Here is a 14,442-nt window from a genome sequence, read left to right on the forward strand (position 1 = left end):
GCGGCGTAGAGGAGCAAGTGCTGCAAGGGATCCGTGCCATCCAGGGGCAAACAAAAAAGTAACGCCGGCTTGATCTAGGGCAGCAACTACTTTTTCAAGCTGGGCCTCAAGGCAAATTCCAAGCCCTTCCAACACATCCGCAGAACCAACCTTGCCGCTAGCACTTCTGTTGCCGTGCTTTGCCATGCGCACCCCACAGCTGGCGGCAGTAAAAGCAACAGCCGTGGAAATATTGAAACTGTTGGCACCATCGCCGCCGGTGCCACAGCTATCGAGTAAGGGGCCAGCAGGCCTAGCACAAGGTAGTGGTGCCGCTGCCCGCAAAACCTTTGCCATCGCTGCAAGCTCCACGGCCTGGGGGCTTCGGCAACGCAATGCCGCAAGAAACGCACCGGTTTGAGCAGGGCTAAGGCCATCACTTAACCAGGCCTGCATCAAGCCAGTGGCCTGGGTTTGATCAAGGCACTCTCCACAAAGAAGCTGCTCAAGTAGTGCTGGTAGAGCCTTAACCATTTGGATTTAGATAAAAAAAAGACCCGGATGCAAAGCATCGCGGGCCAGGTGATGGGGACTGCTCAATATTCGCTTGAAAAGCTCTAAACAGGGGTGTTTTAAACGTCATTTTCACTATCGGTTGAATCAAAACCACTGCCAACGGGGCTTACAGCTTCGATGTTTGGCTGTCCAGGGCGATAACCAGAAGCCCAAAGCTCCCTGCAACGACTGTTTAACTCGATGCGATCAAGGCCCCAAAAACGCAGCAATTTTTCAAGATCTAATTTTAAATCTGCTTCGCCTGGAAATCCCTCATAACGGATAAAGAGCCTTGCGGCATTAAGCAATTGTTCGCTGTTTGGTTCCTTTGCCGCTAGCAAAGCGTCAACAATGTTGCGATCAATGGCATGGAGTGGATGGGATTGTGAAGACTCATCTGCCATAAGACCGCCATCGGTGGAGTTTGCTTCGTAGTTTGGGGCGCTGGAGCCGGTAATGGATGTTTGCTTCATTGAAACTAGGTTTGATCGCTCGATATTTGCGGCCGCAGAGAAAGCAACTGCTTAAAGGTGCCTTTGCTTTGCTGGTGGTGAACCTGCTCGGCACCGCATTGCCTCTGCTGGTTCAAAAAACAATTAACAGCCTCACTCCTGGTTTTTCCTTAAGGGATCTCCTGCATCAAGCCCTCTGGATTGCTTTGCTAGCTAGTGCGATGGCTGGGGTGCGGCTTTGGTCGCGGGTGCTGGTATTCGGCGCAGGCAGGCAGGTGGAAGTTTTGTTGCGGCAACAAATTTTTGATCATCTACTCAAGCAAGAACCTGGCTGGGTGCAAAGCGCCGGCAGCGGAGAGGTAATCAGCAGATCAACAAGTGATGTGGAAAATGTGCGGCGTCTACTTGGATTTGCTGTTTTAAGCCTTGCAAATACTGCTCTCGCCTACGCATTTACCCTGCCGGCAATGCTTGCTATTGATCCAGGTCTCAGCTTGGCCGCTGTGGTGCTTTACCCCTTAATGCTTGTGGTGGTTGGTGCCTCTGGTGGGCGCATGATGAGCCAGCAGCGCGAACAACAACAAAATCTGGCGGAATTAAGCGATCTGATTCAGGAAGATCTCTCAGGGATCAGCGCAATCAAAATCTACGGACAGGAACCAACCGAAGTTGGCGCTTTCGCGGTCCTTAGCCGTCGTTATCGCGATGCCGCCATAGCCCTAGCCCGCACCCGCAGCACTCTTTTTCCTTTACTGGAGGGCATCAGCTCCCTTTCGCTATTGGTGCTGCTGGCCCTTGGTAGTGGCCAACTAGAGCGGGGCAGCCTCACCCTGGGCGGCTTAATTGCCCTCATCCTTTACATCGAGCGTCTTGTTTTTCCAACCGCTCTATTGGGCTTCACCTTGAGCTCCTTTCAAACCGGGCAGGTGAGCCTTGAACGGGTTGAAGATCTGCTCAGTAGGGAGGCTTCTATTCAAGATCCAAACCATGCCATTGATCTGGAGCCCAATAACGCTGGCGCAGCCATCGAGGCTCGAAATTTATGCGTTCGCTATCCAGGAGCAGATAGAAACTCCCTAGAGGGGCTCAGTTTTCGAATTAAACCCGGTGAACTCGTAGCTGTTGTTGGCCCGGTGGGCAGTGGCAAAACAACATTGGCCCGCGCCTTGGGGCGAATGCTGGAAGTGCCGCCAACTCAACTTTGGTTAAACGGCCAAGATGTAACGCGATTGAAATTGGCTGATTTACGCCAACAAATTGCAATGGTGCCCCAAGAGGGCTATTTATTCTCAGCCACCTTGAGAGAAAACCTCAGCTACGGCGCCCCTGATGCAGCTGAAGCTCTGTTAAATCAAGTGGTGCAGCAAGCTCAATTGCAATCTGATCTAGACAGTTTTCCAGAGGGCTATCAAACAATTGTGGGAGAGAGGGGTATCACCCTTAGCGGGGGGCAAAGGCAGCGCACCTCACTGGCTAGGGCCCTACTTGTTGATGCTCCACTTTTAGTTCTTGATGATGCCCTTGCAAGCGTAGACAACCGAACTGCAGCTGCAATTTTGCAATCGCTAACCATTGATCTACATCGCACCGTTTTATTTATCAGCCACCAACTATCCGCTGCTGCTGCCTGTGATCGAGTTTTGGTAATCGTTGAGGGGCGCTTGGTGCAAGAGGGCACTCACCGGGAGCTCCTGGCTCAAGAAGGCACCTATCGCAAGCTATGGGAAAGGGAAAAAGCCAGCAGCGAACTAGAAGCTGCTGCTGGTTAAGCAAACTTTTTTAAGAACTAATCAGTTTTATCTTTGTGGCCCACAATTTCTCCATAGTTGAGGCACTAGCAAATTCAGCGAAATGGAAAACCTTCACACCTATCGGATGCGCTGCACCCTTACCTTCGGTGATATCTACGGCCAGGTGCTGGCCTGGATCGGGCTGATCTTCATCAGCCTTGCCACCGCCCTCAGCTTGATGGGGGCGAGCCGTCCAATTTTTGCCCTTGTGGCCGTGGGACTGATCCTTGTTTTATCGCTGCCGTTTTTAGTTTTTGCCTTCACCACCACACTGCTTAATCACATTGCTTTAGAACCAAAAGTGCAGAGCAGCGGCAACGCTTAATGGCGGATTCAAACAAACACTTCGTTCTTGGTAGCAGCATCGATGCTCCAGTTGGCCCCAATGAAGCTGAAGCAATCTTTGGTTGTGGATGCTTCTGGGGAGCCGAGAAAGGGTTTTGGCGATTGCCTGGGGTGGTTTCTACCGCCGTTGGTTACGCCGGAGGGAGTGCCCCATCTCCTAGTTACAACGCTGTTTGTGGTGGACGCACTGGCCATGCCGAAGTGGTGAGAGTGGTGTGGAATCCCGAAGTAATCGATTTCAGCGATCTGTTGAAGCTTTTTTGGGAATGCCACGATCCCACCCAAGGGGATCGCCAGGGAAACGATCGCGGCAGTCAATATCGATCTGTGATCTACACGCATTCGGAAGAGCTAGATGGTTTAGCAAAGGCCAGCAAAAACTCATATCAAGCGTTGCTGAGTGAAAAGGGCTTTCCAGCTATCACTACTGAAATCAAATTGGATCAAGTTTTTTATGCCGCGGAACCAGAACACCAGCAATATTTAGCTAAACCGGGAAGTCGGCCTTACTGCTCCGCTCAGCCTACAAAAATCAAGCTTGGCCCCTTTGCAGGCTGCCACTATCTACTTCCAGAAATAGTGTGGAGCAACTACGACTGGTCTGTGAATCACTGTGTGCTGCGTGGTGACAACAGCCCGATCACTGTTTAAGAGGGAATTCCTGGGGCCCCTTGCCCTAGGAATATTTTTGTTCCCATTAACGCTCCAGGCTGGAGTTTCTCCATGGTGGGAAAATTATGAAAGCAAGCAAATTTATCGTTGCGGCGACAGCAGCGAATTGCTTCTAGAGCACAACGACCACCAAGCATCGCTTTACCACCAAGGTTATAAATCAAACTTATTTCGCGATCAAAAAGCATTTGCTCTAAAACGCTATGCCAATGAACGTTTGAGTGTTGTACTTAATGGAGATGAATTGATCATTGAGGACTTGCTGAGTAAAACCCGTTGCCAACGCACTGAACAGGTGTGACATCTCCCCCTCCCCTCCCAGAAAGGAAGCCCTTACACCCTTTACCGAAGGGTTTGGTGGAATTTTATGGCCTACTAGCTGTTTTATTTGTGTTGGTGCCCGAATGGCTAGCGGGCAATGCCCTTGCTCAGTTTCAAGACAACAACTCAGAAGCATCCCTACCCGCCACTTCTGCGGCCTGGAAAAGGGTGCCTGAATTGATGCTGGCCTCATTAAGCCTGCAGGAGCTGAGGGGGTTAGCACGCAGCCGCGGTTTATTTGGATATCAACGGGAACTGAGGGATGAACTCAATCTTCGCTTGCTCAAGCAATTGCGAAAACAACGCTGAGCATCTTGCTGCTGTGGTAATTTCTAAGGGTTCGGGGCGTAGCGCAGCTTGGTAGCGCACCACTTTGGGGTAGTGGGGGTCGTGGGTTCAAATCCCGCCGCTCCGATTAATAATAAAAACTACCGGTAATACCGGTTTTTTTTTGCCAATTAATTGAAAATTCTGCTAAAGAAGGGTGTCTAATATTTGAATCATGGCTAGCTACACAATCACGATCGATGGCGGCAAAAGTTTTTCATGCGCAGACGACAGTTACATCCTTGATGCAGCCGATGCCGCAGGTGTTGATCTCCCCTATTCCTGCAGGGCTGGAGCCTGCTCCACCTGTGCGGGGAAATTACTCAGCGGTGCGGTAGATCAAGCAGATCAAAGTTTTTTAGACGATGCTCAAATGGAAAAAGGGTATGCCTTGCTCTGCGTGAGTTATCCCACTGCTGATTGCTCAATCAAAAGCAATGCCGCAGAAGAAATCAGCTAGGAATTTAAGCAACCTCTTTTTCAACGGGTTCTGCTTCAAAAGGTAGATCCATTGTTTTCAACTGTCTTTCACTTAAGCGTCTAGTCCAAGCTCCTCGCACAGGTTCGTTCCAGCGAAACCCCGCATCCTTAGCAAGTTGGCGTTGGCTGTAGCTCACTTGGGCTCGATATAGTTGTCGCGGTTCAAGAGCTTCAAGCAACATATTTTCTAAATCATCGCAGCGTTCAAATACTTGGGCTAAGTAAATGCAATCGGTTAGAGCTCGATGAGCAGCCCAGACAGGAACCGCAAAGGCAAGAGCCAAATCTCTTAATGAGGGCCTTGGGCGAAGGCCAAGGGATTTAGGCCAAGCAATATCCTCCATAGTGCATAACCAAGGCATGAAAAGCTCAGGTAAGGCGCCGCAACCAAACCAACGACGATCAAATGAGGCGTTGTGGGCCACTGCTAGCTGAGCATCGCGGGCCATCGCATCAAGTAAAAGCAAACATTGCTGCCATGGTTGGGGTTCTTGCGTTGCTAAAGGATTAATGCCGTTCACTGCAACAGCTGGATTAGCGCTTACCGGGAGCAAAAAGGAAAGCTGGCTTAACACCGAGCGGTGTGGAACAGAAAAAAGAATTGCTCCCACTTCAAGGCACTCGAAACGATCCGGCTCTAACCCAGTTGTTTCAACATCAATAATCAATAACTGCTTTGGCAGAAACACTGGAGGCGGCATGGCCAAGGCAGTTAACAAACTGGGTTGCTGCCAAGCGGGAAGCTCCATATCGGCCATGGAATGCGATTCGCTCCACCTATCCTCTCAGTAAGCCTGTGCGTTTGTCCTGTGTCAATAAAAGTTGGAGACAAGGTACCCGCCTTCAGCCTCAAAGATCAAAACGGTGTAGAGAGATCTCTAAATACACTCGGTGCCAAAGCACTAGTGCTGTTCTTTTATCCAAAAGACGACACTCCTGGTTGCACGATGGAGGCATGTGCTTTTCGCGATCAATATCCAACATTTCAAGGCCTAAATGCTGAGGTGTGGGGTGTTAGTGGCGACGGAGCATCTAGCCATCGTCGCTTTGCCGAGAGGCATCAATTGCCTTTCCCTTTGTTAGTAGATGAGAAAAATAAATTGCGCGAGATTTTTGGGGTGCCACGCTCATTACTTGTACTTCCCGGACGGGTAACTTATGTAATTGACAAAGAACAGATCGTTCGCTTGATATTCAATGCAATGCTAGATGCAAGCGGCCACGTTTCAAATTCAAAAACTATTTTAGAGCAGCTGGGTTCCTGATGTCTTGGCAACAACTTGATGACATTTGGATATCTAGGCCAAGTAACCCCAAAGCCTTACTTCAATTTATAGGAGGTAGTGGCCTCGGCGCTACACCACAATTAAGTTATCGCAGGCTTCTAGAAGCATTAACTAAGCAAGGCTGGCTGGTGCATTGCTGGCCTTTTGTACCTAATTTTGATCATCAGTTTCTTGCGGTGGAGGCATGGCGTTCATTTCGCAAAATTCAACAAAAGCAAGAGATTAAGTTACCTTGCTTGAGGGTTGGTCATAGCATGGGTTGCAAATTACATCTATTAGCACCCGATCAAGGGCGGGGATGTAAAGGCCAAGTGCATATGAGTTTTAATAATTTTTCAGCGGAACGTTCAATTCCATTATTCAGTGAATTGGCTCCTCGCTTTGGAATAGTAAGCGAATTTAGTCCGGCACCCGCAGAAACCCTGGAGATTATCTCAAAAATTCTCGGCCCAAAACAGCAATTGATAATAAAATTTCGCGATGATCAATTAGACCAAAGCCAAATACTATATAGCTGCCTTAAAAACTTAGATCATAGTTCTGTGAAGCAGCTGGAGCTGGCGGGCGATCATCTCACTCCCGCAAGCGCTGGATTGAGACAACAATTTTTTGGCGGCATTACTGATGGTGCACGCCAGCGTGAATTAAATCGACTAGCAGTAAGTATCACCGAGTGGTGGAATTCTCAAGCATCATTGCGCAACTGATCAAGAACTGAACGGTCTTCCAGGGTGCTTGTGTCGCCGCTGATCTCTTCTCCAGATGCCAGTGCACGAAGAATGCGACGCATGATCTTGCCACTACGAGTTTTTGGCAACGAATCACTAAAATTAATAGCGTCTGGCTTAGCGATAGCACCAATTTCATTACCTACATGAGCTCTTAATTCCGCAATTAATTCTTTGCTACCACTGCAGCCCGTTTGAAGCGTAACAAAGGCGACAATCGCCTCACCTTTTAATTCATCAAAACGTCCAACAACGGCAGCCTCTGCCACCGCAGGATGGCTCACAAGAGCAGATTCAATCTCCATACTGCCTAAGCGATGACCAGAAACATTGATCACATCATCTACCCTACCCATCACCCAAAAATAACCATCTTCATCCTGACGGGCACCATCACCAGCAAAATAAACATATGAACCATCCGCAGGTTTTAGATATCTCCAATAATTAGAACAGAAACGTTCAGGGTCTCCCTGCAGATTGCGCATCATTCCTGGCCAAGGCCGCAAGATTACAAGATAACCACCTTCATTTTGTTGCACAATTTCAGCTTCGCCATTCATGATTGCTGCTGAAATTCCCGGCAAAGGCAAGGTGGCTGAACCAGGTTTTGTTGGTGTTGCAGCAGGAAGCGGGCTAATCATTACACCGCCGGTTTCTGTTTGCCACCAGGTATCAATAATCGGGCAGCGGTTAGAACCAATAACATCGCGGTACCACATCCAAGCCTCGGGATTTATCGGTTCACCAACAGTGCCAAGAATTCGCAAGGAGCTCATATCAAATTGATCGGGAACCTCTCTTCCACTTTTCATAAATGCACGTATTGCTGTTGGAGCTGTATAGAACAAACTCACCTTATGTTTTTGGATGATTTCCCAAAAAGCACCGGGATTTGAAGCTCTCGGTGCGCCCTCATACATTAATGTTGTAGCTCCATTTGATAATGGACCGTAAACAATATAACTATGGCCCGTTATCCAGCCAATGTCTGCAGTGCACCAGTGAATATCATCCTCTTTTAGATCAAAAATCCATTGGAATGTGAGATGTGCCCAAAGGTTATATCCAGCGGTGCTATGAACAACCCCTTTTGGCTTTCCGGTGGAACCTGATGTATAAAGTACAAATAAACGATCTTCGCTTTGCATCTCTTCAGCTTCACAATGGTGTTGCTGAATATCAACAATTTCATGCCACCAATGATCTCGCCCAGCCTGCAAAGTTATTGCTTCACCGGTGCGTTGCACTACTAAAACGTTTGCAACAGTTGGGCAACCTTGAGCTAGGGCTGCATCAACGGCGGGCTTAAGGGCCACCGCCTTGTCTTTGCGAAATCCCCCGTCGGCTGTAATTACTAATTTGGCCTCGCCATCATTAATACGATCTCGTAGAGCCTCTGAAGAAAATCCACCAAAAACCACCGAATGAGCCGCACCAATGCGAGCGCAGGCCAACATCGAGATGGCAGCCTCAGGCACCATTGGCATATAAAGGGCAACCAAATCGCCTTTCTTAATACCAAGAGCCTTAAGGGCATTTGCAGCCTTGCAAACCTCCGTATGCAGTTGGCGATAGCTAAAAATGCGGGTGTCACCTGGCTCCCCCTCCCATATCAATGCGCGCTTATCAGCCTTGGGCCCGAGAAGATGGCGATCGAGGCAGTTGTAGGAAATATTGGTGGTGCCCCCTTCAAACCAGCGAGCAAAAGGTGGGTTGCTCCAGTTGAGCACCTCTTGAAATGGACTAAACCAGTGAAGCTCTTGGTTGGCTAAGCGACCCCAAAACTGTTCTGGCTGCGCCTCTGCCTCTGCTACGAGCTTGCGATAGCTGGCCATATTGCCAATCGTTGCCGCCTCCGCTAGCGCCTCAGGCGGCTGAAATAGCCGCTTTTCCTTGAGAACAGATTCAATTGATGTGTCTGTCATCGCTGAAGGGGGAAGCTTGAGTTGTTGATTAAACAGTTATCTAACCGACAAGGGCTGCCCCGTGAAAGTGAGATCAGCGATCAATATGGCATCAATTGCCTTTTCTATGGCTGTGTTCCACAACTTGAGGCAAGCGCAGCCAAACGCCTGCCTATTTGATCTTGATGGTCTTTTGCTGGATACTGAACCGCTACATAGCCAGGCCTGGCGGGAAAGCATTGAATATTTTGGTGCTTCTATTTCCCCATTGCTTTTGATGGAATTAAGGGGGCGAAATCGGATTGATAATGCAACCGCAGTGATAAAACAATTAAACCTTGGCATATCAACGGCTCAACTATTAGCAATTCAGCAACCAATTTCTCAAAGCTTGGTAGCCCACGCAAAAGCAATGGCTGGTGCATCAGATCTTGTGGCTTGTTGCCAGCAAAAAAATATTCCAATGGCAATAGCTACCAGCAGCGGCCGTGAGGCTGTAGCAATTAAAACAAAACCACATCCCTGGTTAGAGCAAATTACTGTGCGGGTACATGGCGATGATGCATCAATAAAAAAAGGTAAACCAGCTCCAGATCTCTTTCTAGAAGCTGCCCGCCAACTAGGCATACCAGCTTCCAATTGCTGGGCTTTTGAGGATTCACCGGCGGGAGCAATTGCAGCTTTGAGTGCAGGCTGCGAAGTATTTGTGCTGCCAGCGCCAGGCCTTGGGGTAAAAGATTATCCAGATAAGGTTCAAATGCTCACAAAACTTGCAGATGTGCCAATCTAAGAAATAAGATCAAAAAGTAAAATTCAAAAGGTCTATTAATTTACACTTAAATAGTTTCAAGATTAATCCCCTTTGTTTCCACTCGATATAACCAGGTAACCAATGCGCCCACTAAAGAAACCAAAGCTAGCAGTGGCAATAAACGCTCAGCCCCAATATTATTTAATACGGCTGGAAAGAAGAACGCTGTAATAACAGCACCAACTTTTCCACAAGCAGCGGCAAAACCTGCTCCAATCCCTCTTACTTTTGTTGGAAATACTTCACCTGCAATTAAGTAAGTTTGAGAATTTGGGCCAAGGTTTGTCATGAATTGGAACAAAAAGAAGCCAAATACTATTAAAATAAAATTATAAGAATCTGGGTTGCTTCCAAATGCAGCGAGTATTAAACCGATAGAACAACCAATAAATCCTGCAATCTGCAGAGGAATTCTACCAAGTTTATCCGAAAGCCAAATTGCAAAACCAATGCCAATTAAAAAGCCCACATCTACTAACGCCGTACCTTTTGCTCCAATTAAATCATTATGAATAATTGCAGCAAGATTGTGTTCCTGTGCCTGAGCGCCAAAAGCAGAAGCAATTATGATTGGTGTGAAAATTCCAATGCCATAAGTTGATATGTCCTGAAGGAACCAAGGTAACGAGGCAAGGATAGTGGAACGCAACTGTTTACCTTGAAACAAACCGCCCCAATTAGTAGAAGAATATTTTAGAGAACCTTCCTCAGCAATTTCTATTTTTAATAATTCAATATCCTGTCTATTTAAAAGTTTACGCAAATGTTTTTCAGCTTTAGTGAGATGCCCTTTACTAAGCAACCAGTGGCTGCTCTCAGGTAAAAACAACCTTCCCCAAGCCACTAGGGCAACAGGAATAACTGGCAATAAATAAAATATTCTCCATGTACTTAGTTCGGGTTTTGCACTGAGCAATACCGCACTAATTGCAGTACCAATTACTGCACCGAGCGCTTGAAAGCTAAAGGCACCTAAAACCAGCCGCCCTCTTATTGAAGCAGGGATACTTTCTGAAATAACCAGATGGGCTGTTGGGTAATCAGCCCCAAGGGCTAAGCCCATAACAAACAACCAAAAAATAAGCGCTTCGCTGCTAGAACTAAAAGCAGCGCCAAGTAAACCAACCAACAACAACAGCATCTCACCAATAAAAACAGGCTTGCGGCCAAAGCGATCAGCCAAACCGCCTAACAACAAAGCGCCTAAGAGTATTCCAGCTAATGTTGCAGCTGTTATTAATCCCTTACCTGTTTGATCAATTGAAAACTGATCAGATACTAAAGGAAGAGCAATGCCACCCATAAATACAATTAAACCTTCAAAAAACTTCCCTGCTGTAGCAAGGCTCCACACCAGCCACTGCATAGCTGAAAGTGGGGCATTGCCCATTGAAGAGCCATCTTGCCAAGTTGGAATTTCATCGATATAGGCCTGAACAGAGCGCTTCATAGTTGTTTTAATTTTTTTGAAAACGAAGACTCTCCGGTTCAGACCAGTTGCCAATCGCTGTTAAACCACGAGAGTTACCACAAAGGTGCCGCAGAATAAAGAAAATAGCCTCACTTGCATTTGCATTTGATAATTCAAGAGCAATTTGCTCTATAGATCTTTCAGTGCCATCCCGCATTAAGGATTCAACTTGTTTTTGCAGAGAAAGGATTTCAGCGGCTGCTTTTTTGCCGGCCTCCACACCCGGTTGATGGTAGGCATTTATATCAACCAACTCTCCATAAAGACCCACTGCACTTTCAAATAGTGCAACTAAAACACCAAGATTCTTGGGGTTAAATTTTTCAAGGGTGATTGTTATGCTTTGCCTGCCACCCTCTGAAAGTGCAGCTCTAGTTCCTTGTAGAAATCCATCTAAAAAATCACCAGGTAAAGAATCCTCAAGCATGGGAATATCAGTTGGATCTTCTAATACTTCAATAAAAGTGGCAAAGAAATTATCAATTCCGTCTCGCAACTGCTGCACATAGGCGTGTTGATCAGTGGAACCCTTATTGCCATAAACAGCAATGCCCTGATGCACCACCTCACCTTGGCGATCAAGGCGTTTGCCAATAGATTCCATTACTAATTGCTGCAGATACCTACTAAATACCTCCAAGCGATCGCGATAGGGGAGCACAACCATGTCGCGTTTTCCTTTGCCTTCGCCTGCCACGTACCAACTGGCAGCCATAAGTGCAGCAGGGTTTTGAAGCAGAATTGGAATTCTTGTTAAAGCATCCATTTCGGCTGCACCTGCAAGAAAAGCACTGCTATCGATACCAGCCAAAATTGCAGGCAAAATGCCAACTGCACTGGTAATTGATGTGCGTCCGCCAACCCAATCAAACATGTCAAAACGGTTTAACCATTTTTGATCAACTGCCTCTTGATCTAACTTGCTGCTATCCATGGTGATTGCCACAGCCTGGCCACTCCAGTTGCAACCATGCATTTCCAAACGGTGGCGGGCTTGCACCATACCGATATGCGGTTCTGGTGTGCCGCCTGATTTGCTTACCACTACCACCAGAGTTGTTTGAAGCTCCTCGCCGATTGCATTAAACAAGCGGCTCATTCCATCAGGATCAACGTTATCCAAGAAATGGAATGGCAAGCCCTTGCCATGCTCCTGAAGGGCTCGAATCATCAATACAGGCCCCAGTGCGGAGCCACCGATACCAATCCAGAGCACATTGGTAAAACAGCTGCCATTAGGAGCTTTTATCTTTCCTTCTAGCAATTCAGCGCCAAAGCGCTGCATGCGCTCAATTTCAGAATTAATGTGGGTAGTTGTTTCAGCATTGGGCGCTAGAGCTGCATTACGCAACCAGTAATGACCCACCTGGCGATTTTCATCCTTATTTGCAATTGCACCTGCCTCTAAGGCATTCATCGCCTCAAACGCCTTGGTAAAGGGCTGCTCAAGCTGATCTAACTGCTTTTTATTAAGTTGCATCCGGCTTACATCTAGCCACATGCCGAGGGCTTCGTTGTTCCAAAGCAAAGAACAAAACCGCTGCCACTGCCCAGCTACATCTGTGATATCAAGATCAGGAAGGGAGCCAGCTCCGCTCGTAGTACCCATCTGATGCCCAAAAAGATCTGCACCTCAGGTTATGCAGCTTTGGAGGAGAAGGGGTTATGAGATGGCAAGGGCTTAAGCATTTGAACTACTGGCACCTCTGAATAGAGCCCATAAAAAAAATGGCTTAACATAAGTGCACAGGCACTTAAAAGATCCAAAAAGCAGCTCTGCCACCTACAGAATGCTTGAGAGCCACTGCTCTAGCTGGTATTGGCTTGGCTTTAAATTTTTTTGTAGTTGGATCAACTCATCAGCCAGATTTAGCATCTAGTACACCTTTACCACTTCCATTGATCAGCGAAACGGCACGGACAGATCCTGCTGATTTCAGTGCAGCTGAATTGCAGCAATTGCAACGCAGATTTGGTGTGCACGGCCCCCAAACGCCTCTAGCTCAACTATTTACAGCGGGCCTAGATCATTGGATCCCTTTGCGGAGCCACACCATTACTCGGTTGGAAGCACTGATGCCTCTCATAAAACAAGAAGCAAAAAATCGGAACTTAAATCCAATGCTTCTAACTGCAATCCTCTACGACGAAATGCAGCATGCAAAACCTGGTGAAGATTCAGCATTAGCAATGCAATCAGGCCTTTTCCAAACTCACGGAGTGGCTCAACTCGGAATTGAAGAATTGATTCACCAAGGGTTGCTTCCAAAACAACCAAGCCCTAGCCAAATGGCATGGGCACAGCAGGAGCTTCTCAATCCGGAACGTAATGTATCTATTCTGGCGGGGAAAATGCAGCGTCTAATAAAAGCCCTAAAAGGCACAACAAAAGCAAATTTAAATGCAAGCACCAGCTACAGAGATGCACATCTAATGGCAACACTTGCATATCTTCACAATGGAAAGCTTGATTATCCAACTCGCATTCTTAAATATATGCAAGATCCGGCACTCCACGGTTTAGTTTATAGCTCAAGAGAGCCTAGCCCCAGTTCTATTATTTAATTTTACTTGATTTAATTTGAGTAATTAGTTTAATTACACACTAATTGCAATGCTGTGAGTCTTTTTTGTAATTCACTCCAAGCAAAGCTCCTTGGATCTGCCCTCGCACCACCAAGATCTACGTAACGATGGGTGGTAATAGAAGTTGCCGGAATTTTGTAACGCACCATCCAATCCGCTAGAACCCTGGCGAGGGCATCGTATTGGCTTGGGCTGTAACCACTATGAACATCTAAATTATGGCTTCCATCCCGCGGTGTTTCGAGGCTTACATGTAATGCAAAATTATTTAAAGAGCCGCTTAAATTTCTGTTTGAGAATACCCATCGGCCGTTAAAAGCAGAATGTCCAGCCCCATAAGCCCTGAAGGAAGGATCAACCAACTGAACAATATCTCCCGATCTACCAACAAGAGTGTGATAACTAACTTGATCAACATCACTGGGATGTGGAGTTAATAACGTATTCACAGCTGAATCCAAATCGTATACTGTTTCATGAAGCACAATCACTGTTGGATTTGGATTCAGCCTTTGGGAATAAAGATCTTTTCTTAGACGCAAACCAAAATTTGTGGGATGTGCCTCGATCTGCTTAATCCTTAATGGCATAGACAATAAATGTGCCCTTAGCCTGAGATCAGCGGAGTGGCAATTTGTAATTAGAGGGGATTTCCATCGCAACTGTGATGGGGGCTTTGGAGTTTTTGTGGTTTGCTCAACAATATTAATAGGCTGCTTTAGTTGATTTAGA

16 protein-coding genes, 1 tRNA gene and 1 pseudogene are annotated in these 14,442 nt (G+C 47.0%); 11 read left to right on the forward strand and 7 right to left on the reverse strand.

Annotated elements, in window-relative coordinates; genetic code table 11:
* Both KB557_RS00005 and KB557_RS00010 read right to left on the reverse strand, forming a co-directional pair.
* A pseudogene (locus tag KB557_RS00005) lies at positions 1 to 513 on the reverse strand (anthranilate phosphoribosyltransferase); the annotation flags it as partial.
* 98 nt (positions 514 to 611) lie between these two features.
* Complete coding sequence (locus tag KB557_RS00010; RefSeq protein WP_315856170.1) at positions 612 to 1,007, reverse strand: DUF3288 family protein; 396 nt, start codon at positions 1,005 to 1,007, stop codon at positions 612 to 614.
* Between KB557_RS00010 and KB557_RS00015 the strand changes: the two genes are divergently transcribed.
* The 7 genes from KB557_RS00015 to KB557_RS00045 all read left to right on the forward strand — a co-directional run bounded on the left by KB557_RS00015 (position 995) and on the right by KB557_RS00045 (position 4,901).
* On the forward strand, positions 995 to 2,755 hold the full coding sequence (locus KB557_RS00015; RefSeq protein WP_255130740.1) for an ABC transporter ATP-binding protein: 1,761 nt from the start codon (positions 995 to 997) through the stop codon (positions 2,753 to 2,755). The genes KB557_RS00010 and KB557_RS00015 overlap by 13 nt on opposite strands.
* 82 nt (positions 2,756 to 2,837) lie before the next feature.
* Positions 2,838 to 3,101 (forward strand): hypothetical protein, encoded by a 264-nt coding sequence (locus tag KB557_RS00020; protein WP_255130741.1) that lies wholly within the window; start codon positions 2,838 to 2,840, stop codon positions 3,099 to 3,101.
* Positions 3,101 to 3,772: a peptide-methionine (S)-S-oxide reductase MsrA gene (gene msrA, locus KB557_RS00025; RefSeq protein WP_255130742.1), complete on the forward strand. Its 672-nt coding sequence runs from the start codon at positions 3,101 to 3,103 to the stop codon at positions 3,770 to 3,772. Before KB557_RS00020 ends, msrA begins: the two co-directional genes overlap by 1 nt.
* Complete coding sequence (locus KB557_RS00030; protein WP_255130743.1) at positions 3,747 to 4,094, forward strand: hypothetical protein; 348 nt, start codon at positions 3,747 to 3,749, stop codon at positions 4,092 to 4,094. The genes msrA and KB557_RS00030 overlap by 26 nt, the downstream gene beginning before the upstream one ends.
* Complete coding sequence (locus KB557_RS00035) at positions 4,091 to 4,423, forward strand: hypothetical protein (protein ID WP_255130744.1); 333 nt, start codon at positions 4,091 to 4,093, stop codon at positions 4,421 to 4,423. Before KB557_RS00030 ends, KB557_RS00035 begins: the two co-directional genes overlap by 4 nt.
* Before the next feature lie 32 nt (positions 4,424 to 4,455).
* Positions 4,456 to 4,529: transfer RNA gene (locus tag KB557_RS00040), tRNA-Pro, on the forward strand.
* 87 nt (positions 4,530 to 4,616) lie between these two features.
* Complete coding sequence (locus KB557_RS00045; protein ID WP_255130745.1) at positions 4,617 to 4,901, forward strand: 2Fe-2S iron-sulfur cluster-binding protein; 285 nt, start codon at positions 4,617 to 4,619, stop codon at positions 4,899 to 4,901.
* A gap of 4 nt (positions 4,902 to 4,905) precedes the next feature.
* Here the strand turns inward: KB557_RS00045 and KB557_RS00050 are convergent, their stop codons facing one another.
* Complete coding sequence (locus KB557_RS00050; protein WP_255130746.1) at positions 4,906 to 5,679, reverse strand: 3'-5' exonuclease; 774 nt, start codon at positions 5,677 to 5,679, stop codon at positions 4,906 to 4,908.
* 51 nt (positions 5,680 to 5,730) lie between these two features.
* Here KB557_RS00050 and KB557_RS00055 point away from each other — a divergent pair, with 51 nt between their 5' ends.
* Together KB557_RS00055 and KB557_RS00060 are read left to right on the forward strand one after the other, a co-directional pair.
* Complete coding sequence (locus KB557_RS00055) at positions 5,731 to 6,186, forward strand: peroxiredoxin (RefSeq protein WP_255130747.1); 456 nt, start codon at positions 5,731 to 5,733, stop codon at positions 6,184 to 6,186.
* On the forward strand, positions 6,186 to 6,914 hold the full coding sequence (locus tag KB557_RS00060; protein ID WP_255130749.1) for a DUF1350 family protein: 729 nt from the start codon (positions 6,186 to 6,188) through the stop codon (positions 6,912 to 6,914). Before KB557_RS00055 ends, KB557_RS00060 begins: the two co-directional genes overlap by 1 nt.
* On the opposite strand, the gene acs is transcribed toward KB557_RS00060, so the two are convergent.
* Entirely contained in the window at positions 6,893 to 8,863 is a 1,971-nt protein-coding gene (gene acs, locus KB557_RS00065; protein WP_255130750.1) for an acetate--CoA ligase, read from the reverse strand. The genes KB557_RS00060 and acs overlap by 22 nt on opposite strands.
* Positions 8,864 to 8,924: 61 nt before the next feature.
* Here acs and KB557_RS00070 point away from each other — a divergent pair, with 61 nt between their 5' ends.
* Complete coding sequence (locus KB557_RS00070) at positions 8,925 to 9,632, forward strand: HAD family phosphatase (protein WP_255130751.1); 708 nt, start codon at positions 8,925 to 8,927, stop codon at positions 9,630 to 9,632.
* A gap of 46 nt (positions 9,633 to 9,678) precedes the next feature.
* Here KB557_RS00070 and KB557_RS00075 read toward each other — a convergent pair whose 3' ends face one another.
* Both KB557_RS00075 and KB557_RS00080 read right to left on the reverse strand, forming a co-directional pair.
* A complete protein-coding gene (locus KB557_RS00075) occupies positions 9,679 to 11,103 on the reverse strand; it encodes an MFS transporter (protein ID WP_315856171.1) in 1,425 nt (474 codons plus the stop codon).
* Positions 11,104 to 11,110: 7 nt separating this feature from the next.
* On the reverse strand, positions 11,111 to 12,733 hold the full coding sequence (locus tag KB557_RS00080) for a glucose-6-phosphate isomerase (RefSeq protein ID WP_255130752.1): 1,623 nt from the start codon (positions 12,731 to 12,733) through the stop codon (positions 11,111 to 11,113).
* A gap of 185 nt (positions 12,734 to 12,918) precedes the next feature.
* On the opposite strand from KB557_RS00080, the gene KB557_RS00085 reads away from it, so the two are divergent.
* A complete protein-coding gene (locus tag KB557_RS00085; RefSeq protein ID WP_255130753.1) occupies positions 12,919 to 13,689 on the forward strand; it encodes a helicase DnaB in 771 nt (256 codons plus the stop codon).
* Between the two features lie 29 nt (positions 13,690 to 13,718).
* Here KB557_RS00085 and KB557_RS00090 read toward each other — a convergent pair whose 3' ends face one another.
* Entirely contained in the window at positions 13,719 to 14,300 is a 582-nt protein-coding gene (locus KB557_RS00090) for an N-acetylmuramoyl-L-alanine amidase (protein ID WP_255130754.1), read from the reverse strand.
* Positions 14,301 to 14,442: the final 142 nt, after the last annotated feature.

The sequence above is a fragment of the Synechococcus sp. Cruz CV12-2-Slac-r genome (genome assembly GCF_024346075.1).
In the GTDB taxonomy this organism is placed as follows: Bacteria; Cyanobacteriota; Cyanobacteriia; order PCC-6307; family Cyanobiaceae; genus Synechococcus_D.